Source organism: Pseudomonas sp. GM49 (assembly GCF_000282355.1).
GTDB lineage: Bacteria > Pseudomonadota > Gammaproteobacteria > Pseudomonadales > Pseudomonadaceae > Aquipseudomonas.
The window spans coordinates 25,053-49,998 of the sequence record NZ_AKJL01000259.1 but is presented as its reverse complement, the minus strand read 5'-3'; the positions used below and the strand labels follow the sequence as shown (position 1 = coordinate 49,998).

Annotated in this window: 28 protein-coding genes and 2 pseudogenes; 20 read left to right on the top strand and 10 right to left on the bottom strand. The window is 56.5% G+C overall.

From position 1 onward, the window contains the following. Nucleotides 1–596 (top strand): hypothetical protein (locus PMI29_RS07040; protein ID WP_008001732.1); only part of this gene is annotated, 596 nt, incomplete at its 5' end. On the opposite strand, the gene PMI29_RS32100 is transcribed toward PMI29_RS07040, so the two are convergent. Next, nucleotides 580–843: a hypothetical protein gene (locus tag PMI29_RS32100; RefSeq protein ID WP_157221377.1), complete on the bottom strand. Its 264-nt coding sequence runs from the start codon at nucleotides 841–843 to the stop codon at nucleotides 580–582. The two genes, PMI29_RS07040 and PMI29_RS32100, sit on opposite strands and share 17 nt — an antisense overlap. A 127-nt stretch (nucleotides 844–970) precedes the next feature. Here PMI29_RS32100 and PMI29_RS07050 point away from each other — a divergent pair, with 127 nt between their 5' ends. Further along, the gene (locus tag PMI29_RS07050; RefSeq protein WP_008001728.1) at nucleotides 971–1,873 is read left to right on the top strand and encodes a LysR family transcriptional regulator; all 903 of its coding nucleotides are present in this window, start codon (nucleotides 971–973) and stop codon (nucleotides 1,871–1,873) included. 24 nt (nucleotides 1,874–1,897) lie between these two features. Here the strand turns inward: PMI29_RS07050 and PMI29_RS07055 are convergent, their stop codons facing one another. After that, nucleotides 1,898–2,719: an SDR family oxidoreductase gene (locus tag PMI29_RS07055; protein WP_008001726.1), complete on the bottom strand. Its 822-nt coding sequence runs from the start codon at nucleotides 2,717–2,719 to the stop codon at nucleotides 1,898–1,900. Nucleotides 2,720–2,971: 252 nt separating this feature from the next. On the opposite strand from PMI29_RS07055, the gene PMI29_RS0130380 reads away from it, so the two are divergent. Next, entirely contained in the window at nucleotides 2,972–3,214 is a 243-nt protein-coding gene (locus tag PMI29_RS0130380; protein WP_008001724.1) for a hypothetical protein, read from the top strand. Between the two features lie 2 nt (nucleotides 3,215–3,216). Here the strand turns inward: PMI29_RS0130380 and PMI29_RS07060 are convergent, their stop codons facing one another. The 3 genes from PMI29_RS07060 to PMI29_RS07070 form a co-directional block, all read right to left on the bottom strand. Then, the gene (locus PMI29_RS07060) at nucleotides 3,217–3,528 is read right to left on the bottom strand and encodes a putative quinol monooxygenase (protein WP_008001722.1); all 312 of its coding nucleotides are present in this window, start codon (nucleotides 3,526–3,528) and stop codon (nucleotides 3,217–3,219) included. A gap of 95 nt (nucleotides 3,529–3,623) precedes the next feature. Continuing rightward, nucleotides 3,624–4,313 (bottom strand): carboxymuconolactone decarboxylase family protein, encoded by a 690-nt coding sequence (locus PMI29_RS07065; protein ID WP_008001719.1) that lies wholly within the window; start codon nucleotides 4,311–4,313, stop codon nucleotides 3,624–3,626. An 87-nt stretch (nucleotides 4,314–4,400) separates the two neighbouring features. Next, nucleotides 4,401–5,381, bottom strand: coding sequence for an aldo/keto reductase (locus PMI29_RS07070; protein ID WP_008001718.1), 981 nt, complete (start codon nucleotides 5,379–5,381; stop codon nucleotides 4,401–4,403). A gap of 132 nt (nucleotides 5,382–5,513) precedes the next feature. Between PMI29_RS07070 and PMI29_RS07075 the strand changes: the two genes are divergently transcribed. Next, nucleotides 5,514–6,407: a LysR family transcriptional regulator gene (locus tag PMI29_RS07075; protein WP_007991134.1), complete on the top strand. Its 894-nt coding sequence runs from the start codon at nucleotides 5,514–5,516 to the stop codon at nucleotides 6,405–6,407. A gap of 357 nt (nucleotides 6,408–6,764) precedes the next feature. On the opposite strand, the gene PMI29_RS0130375 is transcribed toward PMI29_RS07075, so the two are convergent. Both PMI29_RS0130375 and PMI29_RS07080 read right to left on the bottom strand, forming a co-directional pair. Next, the gene (locus PMI29_RS0130375; RefSeq protein ID WP_008001716.1) at nucleotides 6,765–7,319 is read right to left on the bottom strand and encodes an MFS transporter; all 555 of its coding nucleotides are present in this window, start codon (nucleotides 7,317–7,319) and stop codon (nucleotides 6,765–6,767) included. 245 nt (nucleotides 7,320–7,564) lie between these two features. Next, on the bottom strand, nucleotides 7,565–8,479 hold the full coding sequence (locus PMI29_RS07080) for a LysR family transcriptional regulator (RefSeq protein WP_008001714.1): 915 nt from the start codon (nucleotides 8,477–8,479) through the stop codon (nucleotides 7,565–7,567). Here PMI29_RS07080 and PMI29_RS07085 point away from each other — a divergent pair. The 4 genes from PMI29_RS07085 (at nucleotide 8,469) to PMI29_RS07100 (ending at nucleotide 12,275) form a co-directional block, all read left to right on the top strand. Further along, nucleotides 8,469–9,428, top strand: a complete 960-nt coding sequence (locus PMI29_RS07085; protein WP_238541679.1) for a HalD/BesD family halogenase — start codon at nucleotides 8,469–8,471, stop codon at nucleotides 9,426–9,428. The genes PMI29_RS07080 and PMI29_RS07085 overlap by 11 nt on opposite strands. A 151-nt stretch (nucleotides 9,429–9,579) precedes the next feature. After that, the gene (locus PMI29_RS07090) at nucleotides 9,580–10,548 is read left to right on the top strand and encodes an ABC transporter substrate-binding protein (protein ID WP_008001709.1); all 969 of its coding nucleotides are present in this window, start codon (nucleotides 9,580–9,582) and stop codon (nucleotides 10,546–10,548) included. A gap of 131 nt (nucleotides 10,549–10,679) precedes the next feature. After that, the gene (locus PMI29_RS07095; protein ID WP_008001707.1) at nucleotides 10,680–11,798 is read left to right on the top strand and encodes an S-(hydroxymethyl)glutathione dehydrogenase/class III alcohol dehydrogenase; all 1,119 of its coding nucleotides are present in this window, start codon (nucleotides 10,680–10,682) and stop codon (nucleotides 11,796–11,798) included. A 93-nt stretch (nucleotides 11,799–11,891) separates the two neighbouring features. Further along, nucleotides 11,892–12,275: a VOC family protein gene (locus PMI29_RS07100; protein WP_008001705.1), complete on the top strand. Its 384-nt coding sequence runs from the start codon at nucleotides 11,892–11,894 to the stop codon at nucleotides 12,273–12,275. Between the two features lie 14 nt (nucleotides 12,276–12,289). Here PMI29_RS07100 and PMI29_RS32095 read toward each other — a convergent pair whose 3' ends face one another. Next, entirely contained in the window at nucleotides 12,290–12,463 is a 174-nt protein-coding gene (locus PMI29_RS32095; protein ID WP_157221376.1) for a hypothetical protein, read from the bottom strand. Between the two features lie 166 nt (nucleotides 12,464–12,629). On the opposite strand from PMI29_RS32095, the gene PMI29_RS07105 reads away from it, so the two are divergent. The 3 genes and pseudogenes from PMI29_RS07105 to PMI29_RS32735 all read left to right on the top strand — a co-directional run. Next, entirely contained in the window at nucleotides 12,630–13,403 is a 774-nt protein-coding gene (locus tag PMI29_RS07105; RefSeq protein WP_008001703.1) for a ParA family protein, read from the top strand. Nucleotides 13,404–13,561: 158 nt separating this feature from the next. Continuing rightward, nucleotides 13,562–13,777: a hypothetical protein gene (locus tag PMI29_RS07110; RefSeq protein ID WP_008001700.1), complete on the top strand. Its 216-nt coding sequence runs from the start codon at nucleotides 13,562–13,564 to the stop codon at nucleotides 13,775–13,777. A 40-nt stretch (nucleotides 13,778–13,817) separates the two neighbouring features. Next, a pseudogene (locus tag PMI29_RS32735) lies at nucleotides 13,818–13,969 on the top strand (metallophosphoesterase family protein); the annotation flags it as partial. A 150-nt stretch (nucleotides 13,970–14,119) separates the two neighbouring features. Here PMI29_RS32735 and PMI29_RS07115 read toward each other — a convergent pair. After that, nucleotides 14,120–14,971 carry a LysR substrate-binding domain-containing protein gene (locus PMI29_RS07115; RefSeq protein WP_008001698.1) on the bottom strand — a complete coding sequence of 284 codons (852 nt, stop codon included), beginning with the start codon at nucleotides 14,969–14,971 and terminating at the stop codon, nucleotides 14,120–14,122. 245 nt (nucleotides 14,972–15,216) lie between these two features. Between PMI29_RS07115 and PMI29_RS07120 the strand changes: the two genes are divergently transcribed. From PMI29_RS07120 to PMI29_RS30630, 9 genes and pseudogenes are all read left to right on the top strand, one after another. Beyond that, the gene (locus tag PMI29_RS07120) at nucleotides 15,217–16,059 is read left to right on the top strand and encodes a transporter substrate-binding domain-containing protein (RefSeq protein ID WP_008001696.1); all 843 of its coding nucleotides are present in this window, start codon (nucleotides 15,217–15,219) and stop codon (nucleotides 16,057–16,059) included. 61 nt (nucleotides 16,060–16,120) lie between these two features. Continuing rightward, complete coding sequence (locus PMI29_RS32090) at nucleotides 16,121–16,279, top strand: hypothetical protein (protein ID WP_008001695.1); 159 nt, start codon at nucleotides 16,121–16,123, stop codon at nucleotides 16,277–16,279. Further along, nucleotides 16,276–17,010, top strand: coding sequence for an amino acid ABC transporter permease (locus PMI29_RS07125; protein ID WP_008001693.1), 735 nt, complete (start codon nucleotides 16,276–16,278; stop codon nucleotides 17,008–17,010). The genes PMI29_RS32090 and PMI29_RS07125 overlap by 4 nt, the downstream gene beginning before the upstream one ends. Then, nucleotides 17,000–17,788 carry an amino acid ABC transporter permease gene (locus PMI29_RS07130; protein WP_008001691.1) on the top strand — a complete coding sequence of 263 codons (789 nt, stop codon included), beginning with the start codon at nucleotides 17,000–17,002 and terminating at the stop codon, nucleotides 17,786–17,788. Before PMI29_RS07125 ends, PMI29_RS07130 begins: the two co-directional genes overlap by 11 nt. Further along, on the top strand, nucleotides 17,775–18,611 hold the full coding sequence (locus PMI29_RS07135; RefSeq protein WP_008001689.1) for an amino acid ABC transporter ATP-binding protein: 837 nt from the start codon (nucleotides 17,775–17,777) through the stop codon (nucleotides 18,609–18,611). Before PMI29_RS07130 ends, PMI29_RS07135 begins: the two co-directional genes overlap by 14 nt. A 17-nt stretch (nucleotides 18,612–18,628) precedes the next feature. Next, nucleotides 18,629–19,225, top strand: a complete 597-nt coding sequence (locus PMI29_RS07140) for a hypothetical protein (RefSeq protein ID WP_008001687.1) — start codon at nucleotides 18,629–18,631, stop codon at nucleotides 19,223–19,225. Nucleotides 19,226–19,237: 12 nt separating this feature from the next. Then, a pseudogene (locus PMI29_RS32940) lies at nucleotides 19,238–19,336 on the top strand (thiol:disulfide oxidoreductase); the annotation flags it as partial. 22 nt (nucleotides 19,337–19,358) lie between these two features. After that, nucleotides 19,359–22,130, top strand: coding sequence for a cystathionine beta-lyase (gene metC, locus PMI29_RS07145; protein WP_008001684.1), 2,772 nt, complete (start codon nucleotides 19,359–19,361; stop codon nucleotides 22,128–22,130). Nucleotides 22,131–22,307: 177 nt separating this feature from the next. Further along, nucleotides 22,308–24,395, top strand: coding sequence for a DNA/RNA non-specific endonuclease (locus tag PMI29_RS30630; protein ID WP_008001683.1), 2,088 nt, complete (start codon nucleotides 22,308–22,310; stop codon nucleotides 24,393–24,395). A gap of 23 nt (nucleotides 24,396–24,418) precedes the next feature. Here PMI29_RS30630 and PMI29_RS07150 read toward each other — a convergent pair whose 3' ends face one another. Then, nucleotides 24,419–24,910, bottom strand: a complete 492-nt coding sequence (locus tag PMI29_RS07150; protein ID WP_008001680.1) for an Lrp/AsnC family transcriptional regulator — start codon at nucleotides 24,908–24,910, stop codon at nucleotides 24,419–24,421. Between the last annotated feature and the right edge of the window lie 36 nt (nucleotides 24,911–24,946).

Sequence of the window (24,946 nt, the reverse complement as noted above, 5' to 3'; positions counted from 1 at the left end):
GCTGCCACCACCTCACGCTACAGGCAGACGTCCGGCCGCGTACGCTGGCGCAAGCCATTGAACTGATCGAAGGCTGGCAGCGTCTGGCCGAGCAGGTGGACTTTCCGATCCTGCTGGAAACCCACCGTTATCGCCTCACCAGCGACCTGCTGTTCACTCTCGACATTCTCGCGCAAATGCCCGACCTCAAACTGTTGGCTGACTTGTCCCACTACGTCGTGGGCCGGGAATTACCTGAGTCGGCTACCGCTGAAGACGACGAACAGATCCTTACCATCCTTCGCCACAGTTGGGGCTTTCACGGCCGGGTCGCCAACGGCGAACAGGTTCAGGTGCCCTTGAGCTTCGCCCAGCATCGACCCTGGCTGGACCGATTCCTGGGCTGGTGGCGCTACGGGATCGAGGATTGGCTGGCCCGCCGGAACACACCCGCCAGCCTGTCCTTCACCTGTGAACTCGGCCCGCCACCTTATGCGATAACAGGGGCTGACGGGCGTGACATCACGGATCGCTGGGCTGAGGCATTGATGTTGAAGGAGCTGATGCGTGGGGTTTGGAGCGACTGCAAGGTGCGAGCGGCTATGTCAAAAGTTTGATTTCACCGATCAGGTCATCGACCTCAACGTCAATCAAACCGGCCACGCAGCGAAGGACACCAAAGTCTTGGCGGATGTCTGCACTCAGATGGTCACCAACCTGGTGGGGGAGGCGCCCGCTGACATGGCCAAGCGAGTAGGTCAGGGCAAGCCCTTCGAAGATGCGTTCAATGGTTATCGCGTATTTCTCAGTAAAAGCATCTGGTCGACTGGCAGGGGTTACGAGCTGAACTTTGTCCTGGCTCAATGCCGATGACCTGCTGCACTATCGAGTGATAATCATCCTTGTCGCGCTAGCGAGCTCGACTTGCGTGCTCTGTGCCGAATTCAACAATTGGCGCTCTGCTTCATGGGGAGTTGAGGAGAATTCACTAATGATCCGTGCTGGCCTTCCTGAATTGACCGCATTTGTAGCCATCGCTGAACAACGCAGTTTCAGCGGTGCTGCCAGGATGCTGGGTGTTTCGGCCTCGGCACTGAGCCATTCAATGCGCGGGCTAGAATCGCGCCTTGAACTTCGCTTGTTCAATCGGACAACCCGCTCAGTCGCCTTGACCGAGGCGGGGGAGCAACTTTTCTTGCGAGTGCAGCCACTGTTGGGCGAACTCGAATGTGCGGTCAACGACGTCACGTCAGAGCGCAATACCCCCTCAGGTCTGATACGACTGAGTGCATCCGAATCGTCATTCAAACTTTTGATCCGCCACGTTATGCCCCAATTTCTCCAGGACAATCCGCAGATCCATATCGAGTGTGTGGCTGAAGGCCGCTTGGTCGATATCGTCGCCGATGGGTTCGATGCGGGCATTCGGCTGTTTGACGATGTTCCACGCGACATGATCGCGGTGCGCTTCGGCCCCGATGTGCGATTTGCTGCAGTGGCTTCGCCCGAGTACCTCAGTCGGCATCCGGCGCCCAAAGCACCACACGACCTCAAGGCTCATCGATGCATCCGGTTTCGCTTTGCCAGCGGCGCGCTGTTTCGTTGGGATCTCGATCATCTGGGCAGATCAGCCAGCATCGATGTCGACGGGCCCATGACCATGGATAACATCAACCTGATGATAGAGTCTGCTTTGGCGGGCATTGGTATTGCGTGGGTACCTGAGCATCAGGCCGAGGAACATTTGCAGGCCGGGCGCCTGGTCCATCTGCTGCCTGACTGGGGCCCTTACTATGCCGGCGCATGTCTCTACTACCCAGCTAATCGGCACCCGCCTATGGCCTTGCGGATGTTCGCGGAAGCGGTGCGCGAGTGGGCACGCCAGCAACAATGAAACCACTCCTGCTGGCCTGTGGCGCTACTGGTCATCGCCATACAAGTATTGAGCGGTAACGCCGCCGTCCATAAGGATGTCGCTGCCGGTGATGAACGTCCCTTCAGGGCCCATAAGAAGAGCAGCGACCGCACCCACTTCATCGGGCGTACCGCCGCGCTTGGCTGCGGACGATTCGATCATGCGGCGGTACCCATCCCCACGCGGGCCATTGAGTTCATCCCGGGCCAAAGGCGTGAAGATAATGCCAGGGCTGATCGTGTTAACACGCGCCCCACGCTTTCCCCATCGAACGGCTTGCGCAGCCACACGCAGAGAGTTGCCACGTTTGGATATCTGATAGGCGTTCAGGGGATCGGTTACTAGCTCGGGCTGTAGCATCGGTAAAGCAAGAAGATCTTCAGTCGGGGTTAACGCCAAGGCTTTGTTCTGTTCGGTGGTGAGCGCCGGCAAGCGGTGACCTGACTGCGAGGCGATGACGATTGCCGAACCACCTTTTGCGATTACATCTCCAAATAGCTCCAGCACTAAAGCGGTGCCATACAGGTCGACCAGGAGAATGGTGGCAGGTGCAGCCTGAGATGGAGAAATACCTGCTGCGTGGATGACTCCGGTAATGTCACCAATGCTTGCAGCAAGGGCGACGAGTGCCTGGACAGACTCGCGGGACGCGATATCAACCTTGGACGTGGTGACTTCAAAACCTGCATCGCTCAAAACTTTCGCGGCTGCATCAACAGTTGCTTGCCGCAGATCGGCAAGCAATACATGTTTGCCAGCGCTCACGCGCCGAGCGATGGCTTGGCCAATTGAACCAGCACCGATTACTACGGTTACATCTGTCATTTTCATTTTCCTGCAATGGTGTGATTCCACTCTACGGTGAGAGGCGCTTGATGATTAGTCCTTCAAAAACGCGCGGCCTTGTGAGTTCAATTCAGTAATTCGTCGAGAAAATACTTCAGCTCTGATCTTGAACACGCTTGCCGAGCCCCCTTCGACAAGAGTCGGTGATTCATAACTTGTTCGAGCAGCTGAAACACTGACGAAACATTCCGGCCATATGATTCGCGTCACCGAAACCTGGGAGGGTTGGAGATGAATCGGCCATCAAGAAGCATGCGCAAACTGCTCGACGCCGTTGCCACCAACAATGAGGCTGCGGCGCTTGATGTGATGCGTGCTGCTGAGCAACTCCAGGATGAGGTGTTGCGCCAACGATTGCTCAACCTGATTCATCGGCTCAACCAGGATGCCAATGACCTGCGAATGGCGCGGGACGATATCCAGGCGGAACCATCAAGCTCGCGTGACCCGCGTCCACCACTTAAGCTCGGTTGACCTCAGTCGCTTACCCGTGCATTGAGCGTAATGACGGGGCCAAAAGTGAGCAGTGGACGTAGTTCATCCATAACGCTGGCGACATGTTGGTTGCCAGCGTGGTCTTCGACAGCCTGCTGGTTTGTCCAGCCATCGATAATGTAAAACGTATTGGGTGCCTCTAAACTCTGATAGAGGTCGTAATACAGGCAACCGGGTTCCGCTCTTGCCGGTTCGACAAATTGCAGGATCAACGTTTTGACCCGCTCGGTGTTGCAATCATCGCAGCGAAGCTCGCAGATGATGTGCCGCTCTTCGGATTTGGTGCTTTGCATGTTCTTACCCTGGATGTAAAGGAACCCTTTGCGGGCGCTAAGTAACCGATTCACTGCCGGTCATTCGACGTACAGCGCCAGATTTGCCAAACGATTTACTCGGAGCGTTTTTCGAATACTCCTTTGGCGATGGCTGCCGCCGACATTGCGTTCGGCCAGCCGGCGTAGAAGGCTAGATGCGTAATGATTTCAGCGGCCTGAATTTGGGTCAGGCCGTTATCCATGGCTTTGTTCACATGAAAAGGGATTTGAGCGGCTTGCCCCACTGCAACCAGGGCTGCAACCGTGACCAGGCTGCGATCACGGGGAGTCAGTGCCGGGCGCAGCCAGAGGTCATGGAAAAGCACCGAAGTGGTGTAGCCTGCAAGCGCTTCGAATGCAGGGCCGATCATCTGTTCTACCGCCGTCACGCGCATCTGCTCAAAGGCGTCGTCAACTGGGAGCAAGTTGTCCTGTACATCCGCCAATGCGGTTGGCGCGATATCGCGAGTCTCAAATACGTCTTTGGCGATGGATGCCGCCAATGTGGCATTGCCCCAGCCTGAATAGAATGCCAAATGAGTGATGACTTCACTCAGTTCGGTGGGCGTAACACCATTGTTCAATGCCAAATCGAATTGGTGAGCCATTTCGGCTGGCTGATGCCGCGCAATCAAGGCGGCAACGGTCACGATGCTGCGATCCCGGGGCAGCAATTGCGGACGCTGCCATATCTCTTCCAGAAGCACGTCCTGGGTGTAGCGTGCAAATGCCGGTACGGCGAAGTTCGCTTCGTCTGACTTCATAGTGATTGATCGCTCGTGTAGGTGAATAGTGGGAAACGAGCGCGTGACGGTGCCCCTGAAGAAACACCGTCAGGCGCTGAAGAACGCTTAACGGTTGATGGTTTTCATCATCTGCGCGTTGTAACGCTCACCTTGTACAGGCACCTTGGCCAGAACCTCACCGAGTTCACGAAGGTCTTCTGCGGTCAATTGCACGGTTGCTCCGCCTACGTTCTCTTCAAGGCGATGCAGCTTGGTTGTACCGGGGATAGGCGCAATCCACGGCTTTTGTGCCAGCAGCCAGGCCAATGCAATCTGGGCCGGGGTTGCTTGCTTGCGCTGGGCGATTTCACCGATCAGGGCGACGAGATGGTGGTTGGCCTCGCGGGCACCATCAGCAAATCGAGGCAGATTATTCCGTACATCACCGCTAGAGAACGTCGTACCGGCATCTATTTTCCCGGTCAGGAACCCTTTGCCCAACGGGCTGAAGGGAATGAATCCAATCCCGAGCGCTTCGAGAGTTGGGATTATTTCCAGTTCCGGCTCACGGGTGAACATCGAATACTCACTTTGAAGTGCCGACAGCGGCTGCACTGCATGGGCACGACGGATAGCGTCTACGCCAGCTTCACACATGCCAAAGTATTTGACCTTGCCCTCGGTGATGAGGTCGCGCACGGCCCCGGCAACATCTTCCATAGGGACATTGGGATCGAAGCGATGTTGGTAAAACAGGTCAATGCAGTCGGTCTTCAGGCGCTTGAGTGATTCTTCCGCCACCTGACGGATGCGCTCAGGTCGACTGTCCAGCCCAGCGGCGGGATTGCCGTCCTTAAAACCGAATTTTGTCGCGATGACGATCTGCTCGCGAAATGGTTGAACGGCTTCGCCCACCATTTCTTCGTTGACTTGCCCATAGGCTTCTGCCGAATCGAAGAGGGTGACACCACGCTCAAAGGCCGCCCTGATGAGTTTGATTGCGTCCGCTTTGTCAGTGGCGGGGCCATATCCGAACGTCAGACCCATGCAGCCCAGGCCAATGGCTGAAACTTCGAGGCCGTTGCTGCCGATTTTGCGCTTTTGCATCATCCATCTCCTTTGAGGGTATTGGAAACCAACCCACAAACTGTTTGGTTATTGGGGATGCAGCTACTTTAAAAAGATCTGATCCATTCAAGAAGTGGCATACTGCGATAACCGGTATGAGATAAATTCATCATGGCGCAGAGCGATTTCAACAGCCTTGCGGTGTTCATCACCGTTGCGCGCGAGCGCAGTTTCACCAGGGCCGCGGCCCATCTGGGTGTGTCCCAATCCGCTATCAGCCATAGCATCCGTAGTCTTGAAGAGCGTCTCGGAATCCGCTTGTTGACCCGCACCACACGCGGGGCGTCGCCGACCGAAGCCGGCGAGCGTTTGCTCGCCAGCCTTGTGCCTTACTACGAGGGAATAGAAGCCGAAGTCGCCGCGTTGGGAGAGTTGCGCGACAAGCCATCAGGGACTATTCGGATAACGTCCCACGACCATGCCGCATCCACTATTCTCTGGCCGAAACTCTCCAGGTTGCTGCCGGAATATCCCGACCTCACCCTGGAGATCAACATCGGCTACGGGTTGATCGATATCGTCGCTGAACGTTATGACGCGGGGGTGCGGATAGGCGATCAGGTGGCAAAAGACATGATCGCAGTCAGGATTTCCCCTGACTTTCGCATGGCTGTCGTAGGCGCGCCGAGTTACTTTGCCCATCGTGAAAAGCCACAAGTTCCCCAGGATCTGACCACCCATAACTGCGCGAACCTGCGGTTGCCAACTCATGGTGGCCTGTATGCCTGGGAGTTTTCCAAGGCGGGTAAGGCACTGCATGTTCAGGTGTCTGGGCAGATGATCTTTAACACCTCACCCCAGACAATGGCCGCCGCTCTGGAAGGATACGGGCTGGCGTATGCGCCGGAGGATCTTGTCCAGACCTATGTCGAGGATGGTCGGTTAATCCGTGTTCTTGAGGACTGGTCGCCGACTTTTCCGGGATATCACCTTTACTACCCAAGCCGGAGGCAGTCCTTGCCAGCCTTCGCCCTTGTAGCCAACGCTCTACGCTACAAGGGTTAGGGGCATGGGCAGATCTTTTATAGGTTGACGATAGTCATCGTTGATGACCAAGTGTTCCGACCAGGGTTCAAGTACAGCAATGCAGAGGTACACCTGCTCAGTCTTTGCCCAAAAGGTGAATACACGGATGACCTTTTTTCCATCTCACAACCGGTCACTACTGAAAAGCTCATGAGCGTGCTGGATTCCATCAATGAGCGATGGGGTAAGCGTCTACTTGGCAGTAAGGTATCTCAGCGCTGCTGTCGGGCTATGGTTCGGCTAGCATCGCGTGCTGGCTGACCAAACGAGTTTGGTTTGGGTACAAAAGGGAGCCTTTCAAAACAAGGTTGGAGGGCCAGCAATAGACGCTCACATCTATGACGCCTGGACTGCTATTACCACTAAAGAAGGCAGACGCTCCTTCGGAATCATTGGCTTTCTTGTCATCGACAGGATTACTAGTGCGCCCGTTACGAAGAGTCCCCCGGCGATACCAAATGCCCAATTGTAGCTACCGGTGGCACTGATCACATAGCCGGTAGCAAAACCGATGCTACCGGCAATGACGAAAGACATGCGCCAGCCGAAAGCCGCGACAAGGGCTGCTAGCACCAAGGAGCAAATGGCAGGGCCGGCATACGACCCACTGTTGAAAATAGCGGTGATCATGCCGCGTTCGGTGCTGGGTATCCATTCTCGAATGACCTTGGCGCCAACAGGATTGCTCACTGATTCACCTGTACCCATTACCAATCGTGCTGTCAGCAGGCTGGCAAAGCTTGAAGCTGCGCCAGTGAGCGCTGTTGCCAGCGACCATATGAAAATACCAAACCCACCCACGCGTTTGACTCCAAATTTGTCGATCAGCAGGCCGACAGGAATCAGGAACAGGGCATAGCTCCAAATGAAGGATGAGAACAGGTAGCCCACCCCACTGACGTCAGATGAAATTCCTCTGCGATAGGTTTGGCCGCAATGGATAGAGCGATGCGATCCATGTAGTTGATCATGGCCAATGAAAACAGGAAGACGGCTATCCAGCCTCTACGGTAAGACTTGTGGTCACCATTATTGTGATTGTGGTGGTTGCTTAGTCGACGCACTGGCTAGTAGGCGTGGCTTCGTAGGCGATATTGAAGTTTTTGTTCAATGGTTGACCTTGCGGAGGGAGGCGGTCAGTCCGATACAACAGATTTTTCCGCATATTTAATCCAGTTGCTGAGCTCCGTCACCATTTGATTGACTTCGCTACCCTCGGCTTCGGAGGGACGAATAATAGCGTTCCAGGCGATATCCAGGCCCTCATTCAGGGCGGCCCATGCAAGCTCGCCACGCTCCAGGCTGGGGGTTACCAAATCGCGTTGCAATATGCTGATTCCATACCCTGACCGCACGAGCTCGACGATGGCTTCGATCAACTCTACGGTGATCATACGGCGCGGCAAAATACTTGCCGGCGCGAAGAAGCGGTCATATTCCCAGCCGCTTGCGCGATCGGTTGAGTAGGTCACCAGGTTGTAAGTCTTGAAGTCCTCGGCGTAGATGTTTTCCCTTCCCGCAAGGGGATGGTCAGTGGCCATGATCGCGATTAAGTCGTCGCGGAACAGCGGCAACTTGGCGACACCGCTAGGCACCATGCCGTCATCGATAATGGACACATCAAGCCGTCCTTGCATCAGGCTCGCGTACACGTCGTTACGAGGCACGGTCACCAGGGTAATTTCGATATCCGGGCGAAGACTTGAGTAATGCTTGATGAATTTTGGAATCCAGCGAAACGGGCCATAGGACGTAACGCCCATACGCACGAACGCTGTGACCCCTCCAGCCATGGATCGCGCCTCGGACTCTGCTTCGTTAAGTATCGCAATGATGTCTTGGGCGGCTCGTTGCAGACGCACACCCGCGGGGCTAAGTCTCAGTTTTCCGCCAGATCGTTCTGTAAGACTCACGCCTAGCCGCCGCTCCGCCTCCCGCATGCGATGACTGACCGCTGAAGGCGTGAGCCATAGACGCTCGGCAACGGCCGTTACGGAATCGACTTCCGACAAGGTTTGCAGCATTACAAGGTGATCCAGGGTGAGTCTCATAAATATCGACCTGAAAATAATTCACAAAATCGCGGAAAAATATGAGCGTGACTTGTTTTCTGTGTGGATGCAATCTGCATCCAGCAAGAGCCACCGGAGAACAACAATCATGACCCTGCTTTCTCTCACACCTGCGCCAACCCTGGGCGATATCGTCGACCTCAAACGCTATCCGATTACTGATCGAACCCACCCGGACTACCTGGCGTTGGTTGCCCGTAGCCAATCACTGCTGGAACAGGAAGGCGTTGCGATCTTCCCGGGTTTTGTCCGTGATGAACCGGTTGACGCGATGGCGGAACAAACGCTTGCGCTGCATCCACGGATGTTCCATTTCCGCGAAAACCATACGGTTTACTTCAAGCCGCAGGAAGAAAGCGTTGATGCCGGGCATCCCCTGCGGCGCCTGATGAAAACCGAAAAAGATACCGTCGCTTACGCCGATATTCCGGGTGAGCATATGATTCGACAGATCTACGAATCGGACGCGGTGCTGTCGTTCATCAGAGACGTGTTGGGGCTGGATGCGCTCTACCGCCATGCTGATCCGCTGGCTGCCCTGAACCTCCAGGGATTTACCGTGGGGCAACAACTGGGTTGGCACTTTGATCGCTCCGATTTCAGCGTCACGCTGTCGCTCCAGGCGGCTGATTCAGGTGGCGATTTCGAGTACGTGCGCATGCTGCGCAATGAAGCAGACGATTGCTATGAGGCGGTCAGGGGATTTCTGGATAACCCCGCAACACAGCAGATAGAAGTGCTGCCTCAAGTGCCTGGAACCCTGACATTGTTTCGCGGCCGCTACTCATTGCATCGTGTGACGCCGGTGGTGGGAGACAGGCTGAGGCTCAACGCTGTATTTGCCTACGTGGATCAGCCCAATGTCGAGTTCAGCGCCTACGCCCGTCAATTGTTTTACGGACGTACCTCCACTGACCCATTGGTTTAAGTTGTCCCAATAACAATAAAAGCAATTGATTCACTCCTTCGCTTCACGTGTTTGCACACTACCTGTCCACGCTGGATCCGTTGGTCTCGTTCGCCTCGTGTGTGCACGCAACAGCTCGCTGCCCCCAATAATAATTTCGGAGCGTCTGATCATGAAAAACAGGAAGAGTGTGCTGGCCTCGTTACTGACCCTGGGCTTGCTCGTTGGTAGTGCTTCAAGCCAGGCCTCGGGATGGTGCGAGTCGGGCAAGTCGGTGAAATTCGCCGGTCTGAATTGGGAGAGCGGGATGCTTCTCACCGACATCATGATGATCGTGCTCAAGGAGGGCTACGGTTGTGCAACCGACCAGTTGGTGGGAAACACCATCATTCTTGAGACCGCCCTGGCCAGCAACGATATTCAGGTATTTGGCGAAGAGTGGATGGAGCGCAGCGAAGTCTGGAAGAAGGCTGCGGCAGCCGGAAAGGTCGTCGGGGTCGGTGCACCGATCATTGGTGCGACTCAAGGCTGGTATGTGCCGCGATATGTCGTGGAGGGAGATGCCAAACGCAACAGGCCAGCACCGGCACCTGACCTCAAGACTGTTTCCGACCTGAGCAAGTACCCGGGTATTTTCAAAGATTCGGAGGAACCGTCCAAAGGCCGTTTCTACAACTGTCCGGCTGGTTGGATTTGTGAGCAGGACAATACCGAGATGCTCAAAGAATATGGTCTTGAAAACACCTTCACGAATTTCCGTCCAGGCACCGGTGCGGCCCTGGATGCGGCAGTCCTGTCCAGCTACAAACGCGGTGAACCGGTGCTGTTCTACTACTGGTCACCGACGCCGCTGATGGGCCAGATTGACGCGATAAGACTGGAAGAAAAGACCGGATCCAACAAAGACGTCATCACCATGGTCGGACTCTCCAAGACATTTCATGAACAGGCCCCTGAACTGGTGGCCGTACTGGAAAAAGTCAATATTCCCATCGGTCTGTTGAATCAGAACCTGGCGAGGATGACCAAGGAGCGCATCGAGTCTCCTAAGCTGGCGAGAATATTTCTTAAGGAACACCCGGAAGTCTGGCATGCCTGGGTCGATGAATCCGTCGCAAAAAAAATCGACGCAACGCTCTAATCAACTCTTGGGGCAAGGAAGCCCTGACCATTGCCACGTCACTGACGCGACCTGCGTAAACACTCGCTCACTGCTGATTTTTCTTGTTTCTACGAAGAGACGGTGCCTCTTTGCGCCCGGGAATTACGAATATGATCAAATCACGTGCTGCCGTGGCCTTTGCCGCTAACCAGCCCCTGCAAATTGTCGAAGTCGATGTGGCTGCACCGCAACCCGGCGAGGTGCTGGTACGCATCATCGCGACCGGTGTCTGCCATACCGATGCATTTACCCTGTCCGGTGCTGATCCCGAAGGTATCTTCCCTGTCATTCTCGGCCACGAAGGCGGCGGTATCGTCGAGGCCGTGGGGGAGGGTGTGACCTCAGTCGTGGTGGGCGATCATGTGATCCCGCTTTACACCCCTGAATGCGGGGAGTGCAGATTCTGCACGTCCGGCAAGACCAACCTGTGTCAGAAAATTCGTACGACTCAAGGTAAAGGCCTGATGCCAGATGGTACCAGCCGCTTTTCCTACCAGGGCCGCCCCATTTTTCACTACATGGGTACCTCGACGTTTTCCGAATACACGGTGTTGCCGGAGATATCGCTAGCGAAAATTCCGAAGGACGCTCCTTTGGATAAGGTTTGCCTGCTCGGTTGCGGTGTCACGACCGGCATTGGCGCGGTGCTCAACACAGCCAAGGTAGAAGAGGGCGCCAGCGTGGCGATCTTCGGTCTTGGCGGCATCGGCCTGGCAGCCATCATCGGCGCCACCATGGCCAAGGCCGGTCGAATAATCGCAATCGATATCAACCCTGCGAAGTTCGAGATCGCCCGGCAATTGGGCGCCACCGATTTCATCAACCCCAAAAATTATCACAAGCCGATCCAGGATGTGATCGTCGAGCTGACCGAGGGAGGCGTGGACTACTCGTTTGAATGCATTGGCAACGTCAACCTGATGCGGGCAGCCCTGGAGTGTTGCCATAAGGGTTGGGGTGAGTCGGTGATTATCGGCGTCGCTGGCGCCGGTCAGGAAATCAGCACCCGGCCGTTCCAGCTGGTAACCGGCCGCGTCTGGCGCGGCTCGGCCTTTGGTGGCGTGAAAGGTCGCAGCGAGCTGCCCAGCTATGTCGAGAAGTCTCAACAGGGTGAGATCCCGCTGGATACCTTCATCACTCACACCATGGGTCTGGATGACATCAACAAGGCCTTCGACCTGATGCACGAAGGCAAGAGCATTCGCACCGTTATCCATTTCGATCGCTGACTCAACCGGCTTGGCGATGGCCGCCGGGGTGAGTCTCGCCCTGGTGAAACTGCAATACCCACCCACAGCATTTCTACCAAAGAGAACATTAAGATGACCATCTTCACTCACGTCACTGTCGGTACCAACGATCTGCAAAAAGCGCGCGATTTTTACGACCATGTACTGGGTACGCTGGGCCAAAAGCGCATTGCTGATCTTGATGACAATGGCTCAATCTGGGGGCAGAACGCCCCGTCCTTCTTCGTGCTGAAACCGGCCAACGGCGCTCCTGCCAGCGTGGGCAACGGTGTCACCGTCAGCTTTGAAGCACCGGATCGATCCGCCATTGACGCGTTCCACGCCGCAGCATTGGCCAGTGGCGGCACCGACGAAGGTGCGCCGGGGCCCCGAGGCTGGGCACCCAACGCCTATGCCGCTTACGCCCGAGACCTCGACGGTAACAAGCTAGCTGCGTACTGTTTCAAACCTGCCTAAGCTTCAGCGAGGCTTCAATCGAGCCTCGCACCACATTTCAATCCGGCGTCTTCACGCTCACGTGCCTCACTCAGCGGTAGAACCTGACGCTGATTGGTGTATTCGCTCATTCGGACAAGGCCCGGCTTGTAGTAGCGCGCCAGAGGGTCGAAGCCCAATATTGAGGCGCCAGATTGGGGATTGCTCATCCGCGAGAGTCTATTGCTGCCACCTTGTGTTGGCAGTCAAACGCTCTAGACCGCAGCTTCGGCCAATCACTGTCGTAAAACTGTAATGTTACGGTCATAGAATTGACACGACTCCTTACACTTTACCTCAGTTGGCCTTTGGCCTTTTCATGGATGAGCAACCCCTATGCGTCGTGTCGTATTCAATCAGAAAGGGGGCGTTGGAAAATCCAGCATTGCCTGCAATCTTGCCGCCGTGAGTGCTGCCGAAGGCTATCGAACGCTGCTGGTTGATCTCGATCCCCAGGCAAATTCGACTTACTACCTCACGGGTTTGATCAATGAGCATATTCCCGCAGGCATAGCCGACTTCTTCAAACAAACCTTGTCCAGCGGCTTCGAGGGTAGAAGAAATCGAGTGGCCATCACCGAGACTCATTACGACAACTTTCACCTGGTCACTGCCAGCCCTGAACTGTCAGACCTCCAGTCAAAACTCGAGCGCAAATTCAAGATCAACAAGCTGCGTAAGCTACTAGTTGAATTGTCCGAGGATTATGAGCGCATCTATATCGATACGCCTCCGTCGCTAAACTTCTACACATTCAGCGCGCTGGTGGCTGCAGATCGGTTGCTGATTCCATTCGATTGCGACAACTTTTCACGTCAGGCGATGTACAGCGTCATCGCACAGGTAGAAGAGCTACGTCTTGATCACAATGAGTCACTGAAAGTGGAAGGGGTGGTGGTCAACCAGTTCACCGGGCATACCGGCCTACACCAATCTCTAGTGAATGAGTTGCTGGCCGAAGGCTTGCCAGTGCTACCGGTCTATCTGAGCAGCTCCGTCAAGATGCGTGAATCTCACGAAGTGTCAGTTCCCATCATCCATTTGGCCCCTCGCCATAAGCTTTCGCTGGAGTTTGTTGGCTTGCTGGACGCCCTGGAGCGGGCGGCTTAGCTTTATCACGCAAGGGTAATCGAACCCTCAGAGGGCGCTCCTTAAGCTAGCGTCACATCAGCCGAAGCCGGTAACTCAAAGCCAGTTCGTGCAGTTGAAACACTGACGAAACATTCCGGCCATATGATTCGCGTCACCGAAACCTGGGAGGGTTGGAGATGAATCGGCCATCAAGAAGCATGCGCAAACTGCTCGACGCCGTTGCCACCAACAATGAGGCTGCGGCGCTTGATGTGATGCGTGCTGCTGAGCAACTCCAGGATGAGGTGTTGCGCCAACGATTGCTCAACCTGATTCATCGGCTCAACCAGGATGCCAATGACTTGCGAATGGCGCGGGACGATATCCAGGGCGGAGCCATCAAGCTCGCGTGACCCGCGTCCATCACTGTTCAGCTCGTCCACCTGAGCCACGATTGAGTGGCGCGATGAACAGCTTTATCTCAATCCAGGTAGTGCTGGACGGGGACGCTTCAAGCTGCTGGTGACACCAGCTCTACTTGAAGCAGTGAGGCCTCAATTTAGCCACGACTGATTTACCTGCTCGACTCGCATCATCCACGGTGAAGCGGACGACCAGAACACTCAGGTGTCATGAGCACTGCGAGCGTCATGTTGATGAACTCTTCGTTTCGGTCGAGAGCGGCCAGAGCCCCGCGCACATTGTCGGCGACGTCACCTGATCCGCGTTGCTCGACCCAATTCGTAAATCGGCATTTAATGCCCGCGACTGCTGCGAATTAACTCATAAGCCCGACGCACCAGAGGATTAATAGTATTGGGCCGAATCCAAAGGTGATAGGTGACGTCCGGCAGACGGGGCAAACCATCGCTTTCACCCAGCACCCGCATATCCGGGCCTAACATTTCCATGCTTCTGGCAGTGACGCCAAGACCTGCGCGGGTCGCCGCCTTGATACCAATCAGGTTCGACGCCAGATAAGCCTGGCGCCAAGGAATATTGGCGCGTTCGAGAGCCTCAAGAGCGTATCGCCGATAGATACTGGGTTCATCCACCAGGATCAACGGCAAGGGTTCGCCGGGGTTGTGAAGGTACTGCGCAGAACAAATCCACCATACCGGTGAGGTGCGTAAGGCAAAACCTTCCAGATTGGGGTCTTCGCGAGTGGAAATCACCATATCGACCTTGCCACGGTGCAGGTCGTCCATGAGAAACGGGCTTCGGCCGACGTCGATTTCCAGGCGCAAACGTGGCGCCGAACGCGCGATGTGACTGAGAATCGGTGGCAGGATGGTGTCGGCGATGTCATGGGGAGAGCCAATGCGCAGCACGCCGCTCAAGCTGCTTTCGCGCAAGGAGTTCAGCGCGTCATCGTTGAGCGAAAGCATCTGCCGGGCATGGCGTAGCAACTGCTGCCCGGCTTCCGTGAGCTGCTTTTGCCGCCCGCGTTTTTCGAACAGGCTGACCCCGACCTGTTGCTCCAGGCGTTGCATGTGCTGAGTGACCGACGATTGTGTGCGGGCCAGTTGCACACCGGCCTCGGCAAAGCTGTGCTGATCGACTACGGCAATGAAGGTGCGCAGTAGTTCGAGATCGAGGGTCGACATGGCGGCTGCTTTTTACATTAAGGGTGCGAACATAAACATTACATATCTTTATGTGTTCGGAGAAATTTATTTTTCCGGGAGCTCGCATAGACCAGTAAACGTAGGCTTATAAGCGTTTATCTAAAAAGTGACAGCACCTGAGTTATAACGATATTAGATATTTGTATTTCCGTTACCTCGGCGCTGTACGCAGGATGCCCACTCATCAGATCGGGGTTTTGCCGATCATTAATGAGGGGAAATCCATGTTGTTCGAGCGCGCGCCTGTAAAACGTTTATTGCCCATGATGTTGGGTGCCTTGATCTCACTAGCCGCCAACACTGCTGCCCAGGCTGACGCGACGCTGGATAAGATCGAGCAGCGTCATGTGGTTGTGGTTGGCGTGCTGCTGTCGGGTGGCCCCTTTGGCGGGATCGATCCTGCCACACAGAAGCCGCGTGGTCTGAATGTAGAGCTCGCTCAAGAACTGGGTCGGCAGTTGGGTGCTGAGGTGCAACTGGTGCCGGTATTGCCGGCCAACCGCGTGCAGTTTCTGCAGCAGGGTAAGGTCGATTTGCTGATCGCCAATATGGAATGGACGGCAGAGCGCGGTGAGATTCTCGGCTTTGTGCCGACACCGTTTTACCGGGTTGGCGGTACCGCAGCGGTACTCAAGGATAGCAAGATCACCCGCTGGGAAGACCTGAAAGGGCAACCGGTGTGCACCTCTCAAGGCAGCAGCTACGTCAAGCCGCTCACCGAGTTGGGCGCTGAGTTGAAGGCATTCAAAAGTTCGTCCGAGTCTTTGTTAGCACTGCGTGGCAACAACTGCGTTGCGGCAGTACATGACGCCACACTGATCAATCCGTTAATCGCCGACAACACCGAATGGCAAGGCTATCGCGCCATCAGTCCGGAGCTTAACCCGGCGCCGTCGGTGATCTGGACGCGTCGTGGTGAAAGTGACATCCAGGCCAAGCTCGACCCGATCGTCAAGGAACTGCACCGCAGCGGCTGGTTGATCGAAGCCCAGACCCGCAATCACATCACCCCCGCGTCACCTGCGCTGGTGGAGCTGCAAAAGCAGTTCCAGGTCAACGGCGCCTGATTCACCTCGTCGTATTCAATACGCCGCCGCATCGCGCGACGGCTATTCAAGGTAGTCGCGCATGAACCGTCATTTTTCCACTAAAAACCTGACCTCACTGTGCCTGGCCAGCGTTGTTGCATTGTCGTCCTGGTTTCGCCTGTCCACCGCGATCAATAGCGTCGCTGAAGCCAGACGTCGCATTGCCCGGGCCTGCGCGCAATTACGGGGCGAAGCATGAGTCATTGGTTGGAACTTTTCGTCCACTGGGCTGCCGGGTTCGGTCTGAACTACAACTTCCTGCTGGACGCCTATCAACGCGGCAGCGTGGTGCAGGGTGCGTTGACCACGATGTGGTTGTGCCTGTTTACCATCGTCGGCAGTTTGCTCGCCGGGATCGGCCTGGCGGCGATGCTGACGACGGGCAATCCGTGGCTGGAAAAACCAGCGCGGGTATTCGTCGAAGTCACCCGCAACACGCCGACCCTGGTGCAGCTGTATTGCGCGTTCCTCGTATTGAACATGTTGCTCACTCAAGCCGTTGGTGCAGCAAACCCACTGACGCCGTTCGCCTGGGTGGTGATCGTGATCTCGTTGCACAAGGGCGCTTTCCATGCCGAGGCCCTGCGCGCCGGTATCGAGGCTGTACCGGCGGTGACGCTGGAGGCGGCCAGTTCGTTGGCATTCAGCAGCCGTCAGTTGCTATGGAACGTGCAACTGCCGCTGGCGCTGCGGTTCGCTTTGCCTTCGCTGATCAACAACCTGATCGACCTGGTGAAGATGACCGCCGTCGCCTCGGCGATTGCCGTCGCAGACATCACCTACGCGTCGATCATGATCTGGACGCAGAGCGATAACGTTCTGGAACTGATGATTCTGATCCTGAGCTTTTTCGGTCTGCTGAGTTTTATTGTCAATTGCGTGGGGCGCTACCTTGAAGCGCACCTGAGGATGCCTGGCTATGGCCATTGAATCGTCCGTCACCGTACCGGTGGCCTGGCCGCGCCGGCATGTCGGCAAACTTCTGCTGTTGGTCTGCATCGTGCTCTGGTTGGTGTGGTTCGCCCCGCAAAGTCCGGTGTTAAAGGCGTTGCTGCAATGGTCGCCGGCACTGGTCGCAGGCTTTGGTCAGAACATTCTAATCAGCCTGGTCGCGATCGCATTGGGCTCGCTGCTGGGGTTGCTGGTTGGGGCGCTGGGGTTGTCGCCGCTACGTCTTATGAGTCTGCCTGCGCGGATCTGGGTGCAGATTTTCCGCAATGTACCCTGGCTGGTGCTGATCTATTTCACTACCTACGTGTTCCCGTTCGAGATCCACATCGGTAGCGCTCACGTGTCGTTTCCGGACTGGGTCAAAGTGACGATCGGCCTGGCCTTGCCGGCGAGTGCCAACGTTGCGGAAATCTTCCGTGGCGCCATCGCTTCGATCCCCAGCACTCAATGGGAGGCCGCACGCTCGCTGGCTTTTACCCGGGGGCAAATATTCCGATCGATCATTCTGCCGCAGTGCTTCAAGCGCATGTTGCCACCGTGGATGAACCTGTATGCGGTGATCACCATGGGCACTGCGCTGGCCTCTCTGGTGGGCGTGCATGATGTGATCGACACCGCACAGATTGCCAGCAACACCGTGAACATGACCGGTTTCACTGTAGTGATCTACCTGAGCCTGCTGGTGCTGTTCTTCGCTTACTGCTACCCGATTTCCCGTCTCACCCAACGCCTGGAGCGACGTTATGCCTTCTATTGAAACCGTCGCTGAGCCGCTGGTGAGCCTGCGCGATCTGCACCTGTCGTTTGGCAGTAACCCGGTGCTCAACGGCATCGACCTCGACGTGCATCGGGGGCAGGCGGTGTCGATCATCGGCCCGTCGGGCTCTGGCAAGTCGACCATCCTGCGCTGTATCACCGGGCTGTTGCAGGCGCAGCGCGGCACCATCCGCGTCGGTGCCACCGAGGTTCACACCCTGGCCCAGGAAGCCCAGCGCATCGAATTGCGCAAGCGCGTGGGTTTTGTATTCCAGCAGTACAACCTGTTCCCGCATTTGTCGGTATTGGAGAACCTGGTGATAGCACCGCGCAAGGTGTTGGGGCGCAGCCGGGTCGATGCCGAAAAAGAGGCACGTGCCTTGCTGGCCAAAGTGCGCATGGAGCACAAGGCTGATGCCTATCCGGGACAACTGTCCGGGGGCCAGCAACAACGTGTGGCAATTGCCCGGGCGCTGGCGATGCGACCGGAACTGATTCTGTTCGATGAAGTGACGTCCGCCCTTGACCCGGAAACCGTCGGCGAGGTGCTGACGGTGATTCGCGAGTTGACCGAAGAAGGGATGACTTGCGTGCTGGTCACCCACGAGATGCGTTTCGCCGAAGAGATCAGCGACATCGTCTATTTCACCGAAAACGGCGTGATCGTTGAGCACGGCAGCGCCGCTCAGATTTTTCAGCACCCGACCAGCGAGCGCACCCGGGAGTTCCTGCGCCATGCATCGGGTGATCCGGGGCGCCGTCCTGTTGTCGCCAACGACCCTTACCTGCTGACCAACCTGGGTCGCTACAGCCTGTCCGTCTAATACCGAGGAGCCTGTTCATGAGTACCGTTAACCGTGCCGTCGTCATCGAGGATTTCCTGAAGAAAATCCGCGTCATCAATCAACGCGGCGTCGACCGTGCCGCGCTGGTGGAAATCGTTGCCCTGCTCGAAGCCCTGGCCGAGCGCCGTGATCTGTTCAATTTCGACGAATTCCCGGCGCCGGTGCCGGGGCAGGGCAGTACCGCGTTTCGCTACCGTTTGAATGACGACGGCGATACGCCAACGCTGTACCTGAACTCGCTGTTGCCGGGCAAAAGTACGATCCCGCACAACCACGAAACCTGGGCGATCATCAGCGCCGTCGAGGGCCAGGAGATCAACTACGTTTACCGCCGTGACGACGAAGGTCGCGAATCCGGGTTCACCACCTTGCACCTGGAAAAGGAAGTGATCGTGCAACCCGGCACGTCGATCTCGTTCCTCGGTGAAGACTTGCACGGCATTCGCGTCGAGGGTGAGCAGGCGACCTTGCATTTCCATCTCTACGGTCTGCCGCTGGAGTCCCTCAACGGTCGCTATGGCGTTGAGACCGACGGACGCATTCTCAATTACAACGCCTCGCAAATGGCGCCGTCGATCAAGGCTTACGCATGATCGATCTTTAGTGCCTGGCGCGAACGCCTCAAGGCGCGTCCAGCCATTCAGCATGCGTACGCGAAGGGCCGCGAACTGGCGGCCAATGAGCGCTCTCTGGCGCTTCAATAATCTTCTTTCGAGCGAAACTCCTATGAGCCAGACCGTAACCCCAGGGCAATTGCAGCAGTGGCTGTTTGATGGGCAGGAAATTGCCCTGTTTGATGTGCGCGAGCATGGTCAGTATGGCGAGGCCCATCTGTTTTTCGGGGTCAATCTGCCTTACAGCCGACTGGAGCTGGAGGTGCTGCGTCTTGCTCCGAATCCCCAGGTGCGGCTGGTGATCTATGACCAGAACGGCGGTGATGTCGCTTCGCGTTCTGCCCGGCGCCTGCATGCGTTGGGGTATGGCAACGTGCACGTTCTGGAGGGCGGTGCGGATGGTTGGCAGGCCGCCGGTTATCAACTGTTCGCCGGCGTGCATGTCCCGTCCAAGGCTTTTGGCGAATTGGTGGAAGAGGCCAGTCATACACCGCATGTCACCGCGCAACAATTGGCCGATTGGCAATCTCGTGGCGAGCCACTGGTCGTACTCGACGGCCGGCCGTTCGATGAATACCGCAAGATGACCATTCCCGGTTCAGTGTGCTGCCCGAACGGCGAGCTGGGCTATCGAATCCATGACCTGGTGCCAGACAACAGCACGCCAATCGTGATCAATTGCGCTGGTCGAACCCGTAGCATTATCGGTGCGCAGACGCTGATAAACCTGGGTTTGAAGAATCCGGTCTTCGCGTTGGAAAACGGAACCCAGGGCTGGTACCTGGAAGACTTTCAACTGGAGCATGGCAGCAGCCGTCGTTATGCCGATGCGGTGTCCGTTGCACCACTAACGGCGCAACGTCTGGCGGCCGCGCAACTGGCGGAGCGGGCCGGTGTGAAAACGGTAACGGCTGCAAAGGTCGAGCAGTGGGCCACAGACGTCGGGCGCAGTCTGTTTTTGTGCGACGTGCGCACCGCCGAAGAGTTTGCCGCCGGCAGTTTACCCGGTGCTCAACACACGCCAGGCGGTCAGTTGGTTCAATCGACTGATCTGTATATCGGCGTGCGTCAGGCGCGGTTGGTGCTGATCGACAGCGATGGTGTACGGGCGCCTATCGTCGCGAGTTGGCTGCGCCAATTGGGGCATGAGGCGTATGTGCTGGAAGGTGGCGTGAGCAGTGGCCTGGCGTTACCCGCGGGTAAAGTTCTCGCTCATGAAAAGTTGTCAACGATCACTGCACGGGCACTCTCTGATGCGTTGAAAGATAACGCCGTCGCGCTGATCGACCTTCGTCCGAGCATGACCTATCGCAAGGGGCACATTGTCGGCGCGAGCTGGTCGATCCGCTCGTTGCTGGCGTCACACGTCGCGGGCGAACAGCGACCGCTGGTGTTACTGGCCGATGATCCGCAACTGGCTGCGCTCGCCGCACAGGAATTACCTCACGCCCAGCGTGCGCAGGTGCAACTGCTTGACGGAGGGCTCGAGGCCTGGCGTGCAGCGGGTTTCGCCGTGCAGGAAAACCCGGACACGCCATCCAGTGATCGATGCATCGATTTTCTGTTTTTTACCCATGACCGCCACTGCGGCAACAAAGACGCGGCGCGTCAGTATCTGGCTTGGGAAATCGGTTTGCTGGCGCAGATGAGCGACGAGGAAATCGCCAGTTTCAAGCCATTACAACCTCCCGCTCGTTCGGATTCGCAGGTGCGTACGCGCCTTGTGCATTCGGCGCGGGCTCAGGGTGCCGGCGGCCGCGCAGTCAATGTGCCGGTCACTCGCTTAAGCACCGTGCTGTTCGACAACCTGGCGCAAATGCGTGACGCCCGAGCTCGCCGTGATAGCGAGCGTGTGCTGAGTTATGGAGCACGCGGAAATCCAACGGCGTTTGCCCTCGAAGACCTGGTCACCGAGCTGGAGGGGGGTTATCGCACTCGCTTGTTCGGTACCGGGTTGGCAGCGGTCGCGCAGACGTTTCTCGCTTACCTGCGCCCCGGCGACCATGTGCTGATCACCGACGCGGTATACGCACCTGTGCGGCGTCTGGCACGGGAGTTTCTTCAGCCCTTCGGTATTCAGGTCAATTATTTCGCCCCGGACGGCCGTGACTTGCAGGCTCAATTGCAAGCCAACACCAAAATGGTCTACACCGAAGTGCCAGGCTCTTTGTTGTATGAACTGTGCGACTTGCCGGCCATCGCTGCCTTGTGCAAACCGCGAGGGATTTTGCTGGCCGTCGATAATACTTGGGGCTCTGGTTACCTGTACCGACCGCTGACACTTGGTGCGGACATCTCGATCATGGCGCTGACCAAGTACCTGAGCGGCCACAGTGATGTGGTCATGGGCAGTGTCTGCACCTGTGAAGCAGTCTGGCAGCCCATGATGAATATGAGCGATGCCTTTGGCGCGACCGTCAGCCCCGACGACGCTTATCTGGTATTGCGAGGCGCCCGGACGTTGGCGCCACGCCTGGAGGTGCATGAGCGCCAGGCCTTGGAAGTCGCTCTTTGGTTGCAAGCGCAACCGCAGGTGAAACGGGTGTTCCATCCGGCCTTGACCGATCATCCTGGCCACGTCTTGTGGCAGCGAGATTTCACCGGCAGCAACGGCTTGCTGTCCTTTGAATTGAGCGAGGCGGACGACGCGTATGTCGAGCGCTTTATTGATGCACTGCAGCTATTCGGTTTGGGTGCTTCTTGGGGTGGTTTTGAAAGTCTGATCACCTTGGCCGATACCCAACACCGTAACAGCACGGCTGATCGCACAATGAATCCTGTGTTGCGGTTGCATATCGGCCTGGAAGATGTCGCGGCGTTGATCGAAGATTTGCAGCGCGGGTTTAAGGCTTTGCATGATCAATCCGCTGATCAGCCTCAATGATGGATCTTCGGCTGGCCATATCTGTGTATGGGCAAGAGGCTCAATCTTGGACTTTGCCCTGTTCTTCCTTTCGCGAAGTACCCATCAACACTGCTCATGGCCTGACACTTCCTCGTCTACCCTTTGACTGCTAGCGCGTCACTAGTCTCGCGTCCGGGAAGATAAAGGAGAGATTGAATGGGCATCGTTCGTCAGCACCAACTGGATTTGAGCGCACAACGAGCCGCCTTGGCGGCGAGCGGCGGCAAACAACCACTGAGCACTGCACCAACGGTTGAGGCTCACGATTTACCGCTCAAGCTGTTAGTGAGGCGAGCCTTTCTATCTGCCGGAGGTGCTCGGCCAACCTCAGTCGAGCAAGAGCGGATCATGGGGACGAACGATCTGGTCGACGAATTTTTTTTTGATCGGGCCCTGCTGGCGGGCATGCCGGTTTGTCGCATTCTGATTCGTGGGCAAGATGGGCGATCTCTGGGTTCAGGAACAGGGTTCATGGTGTCGCCCCGACTGCTACTCACCAATGAGCATGTTTTGCGCAGCGCTGAAGAGGCTGCGCCCTCATTGGCAGAGTTTAACTATCGAATGAACGTGGCCGGCGATCCTGAACCAACCTACCGATTTCATTTGCGGCCAGACCTGTATTTTTTTAACAACGTCGAGTTGGACTTTGCCTTGGTTGCAGTGGAACCCAAGTCAGTCGATGGAGCTACACCATTATCGCGTTTCGGCTACCACCGGTTGATGCCAACCAGCGGTAAGGCGGTGAAAGGCGAATGGCTCACGATTGTCCAGCATCCTGGTGGTGCGCCTCGGCAATGGGCCATTCGGGAAAATGAATGTATGGAAGACAGTCTGGCGGACGTGCTTTTGTACCGAAGTGATACGGCCCCCGGCTCCAGTGGTGCGGCGGTTCTGAACGATAGTTTTCAGGTAGTGGCGTTGCACCACTCAGGCGTGCCGAAGAAAGACGCTTCAGGCCGCCCGATGCTACGTGACGGCTCTTCGGTCGACAGCCTTGATGGTGTTGAAGATTCGCTTGTGGAGTGGGCCGCCAACGAAGGCATACGTATCAGTAGTATTTGCGCTCACATTGATCAGGCGGCGCCAGAAAACCAGGGCTATCTGGCAGAGTTGGTGGCCTCGCGGGAAGGGGGCGATATCCTTTCCACCGCGTTTCACGCCTCTCGTCGAAGCGAGGAGGTTACTCTGCAACCTGCTTCAGTTGCGCCTGCGTCGGCTTCAACACCTGTTTATGCGTCCGTTACCGGGGGAGGGCGTTTGGAACTGGGGACATTGGTGCTTGAACTGGGTGAGCCATTTGCCGGTCTCGCAGCAAGATTGGGGCTGGGGACGCAGCGAAATCTGGCCGGCAATGTTGCTGCAGACATGACAGATGTGAGCGTCGCGACGGAGACTTACAAAGAGCCGATTATCGATATTGATTACTCGACCAGAACTGGCTTCGATTTGAATTTTCTCGGTCTCGACACCCCCCTCCCTGAGGTCAATGACCCGTCGTTGATCGCCCCAACCAAGAGTGGCGATTCAATCATTCCTTACGAGCACTTCAGTGTCGTTTTGCACCGGAAAAGAAAGCTGGCCATCTTCACGGCCTCGAATGTTGATGGCCGCACGCAAGTTGTACAACCGCAACCGGGGCATGACTACACACGGGCCGGACTTACAGGTCTGCTCAAAAAAGGAGAAATGGAAAAGTGGGTTCTTGACCCGCGCGTTGACGAGCGTTTTCAGATTCCGGATCGGTTTTACACCAAGGACAATGGTGCGTTTGATAAGGGGCACATTGTTCGTCGAGAAGATGTCTGCTGGGGAAAAACTTTTGAACAAATTCAGCGGGCTAATGGTGATACCTACCACGTAACCAACTGCTCCCCTCAGCGTGGAAATTTCAACCAGACCGGCAAGAGTGGTATTTGGGGACAGCTAGAGAACTTTATTGGGTCGCAAGCGGATTCTGAGCGTTACTGCATTTTTGCCGGGCCGGTTTTGTCCGACAACGATGAAGTGTTTTCTGGAACCGAGCGAGTTCAGATCCCGTCTCGCTTCTGGAAGGTTGTTTGCGCCGTGAAGGATGGCAAACTTCAGGTTTTTGCCTTCGTCCTGGAACAGGATCTTTCAACTCTCCCCAAGGAGTTCGTCGTCACGCCGGTGTGGAAAGCCAGGCAAAAGTCTCTGGCTCAGATCGAGAAGCTAATCGGTCTGCTGAGCTTTGCGCAGCTCTATCACGACGCGGATCAGATTTGAGTTTGTTGGGCCAAAACTTGGCGTTAGTCAGAGGTCGGTAGGGGGGCCAGCGCCTGCGACGGCAGCGCCCCGCCGGTCTTGATGGTCTTGGTGACGATGTAGGTGAAGTAGCGTTCGATGCCCAGGCTTTCGAGCAGCAACTGGTCGATAAAGCGCTGGTACTGATCGATGTCCGGCGCGCGAATCATTGCGATGTAATCCACGCCGCCTCCGGTTGCGTAGCAGAACTCCACTTCGGCGGCATCGTTCATGCGCTGTTCGAAGCGGCGCATGCCGTGTGCCGTGTGTTGGGACAGAGTGATTTCCACCAACAGTTGCTGGCTCTTGAACACCAGGTTCCAGTCGATCACCGCGCGATAGCCCTTCACCAGGCCGGCGCTTTCCAATTTGCGCACGCGCTCCCACGTGGGCGTTACGGACAGGTTGATCGCCTCGGCCAGGTTCGACTTGGTGATACGCCCATCCTCGGAAAGGAGATGCAGGATTTTCAGGTCATAGCGGTCGAGCTTGTGCATCGTCAAAGAACTCTGTTACGGACGGGGGAGTATCAG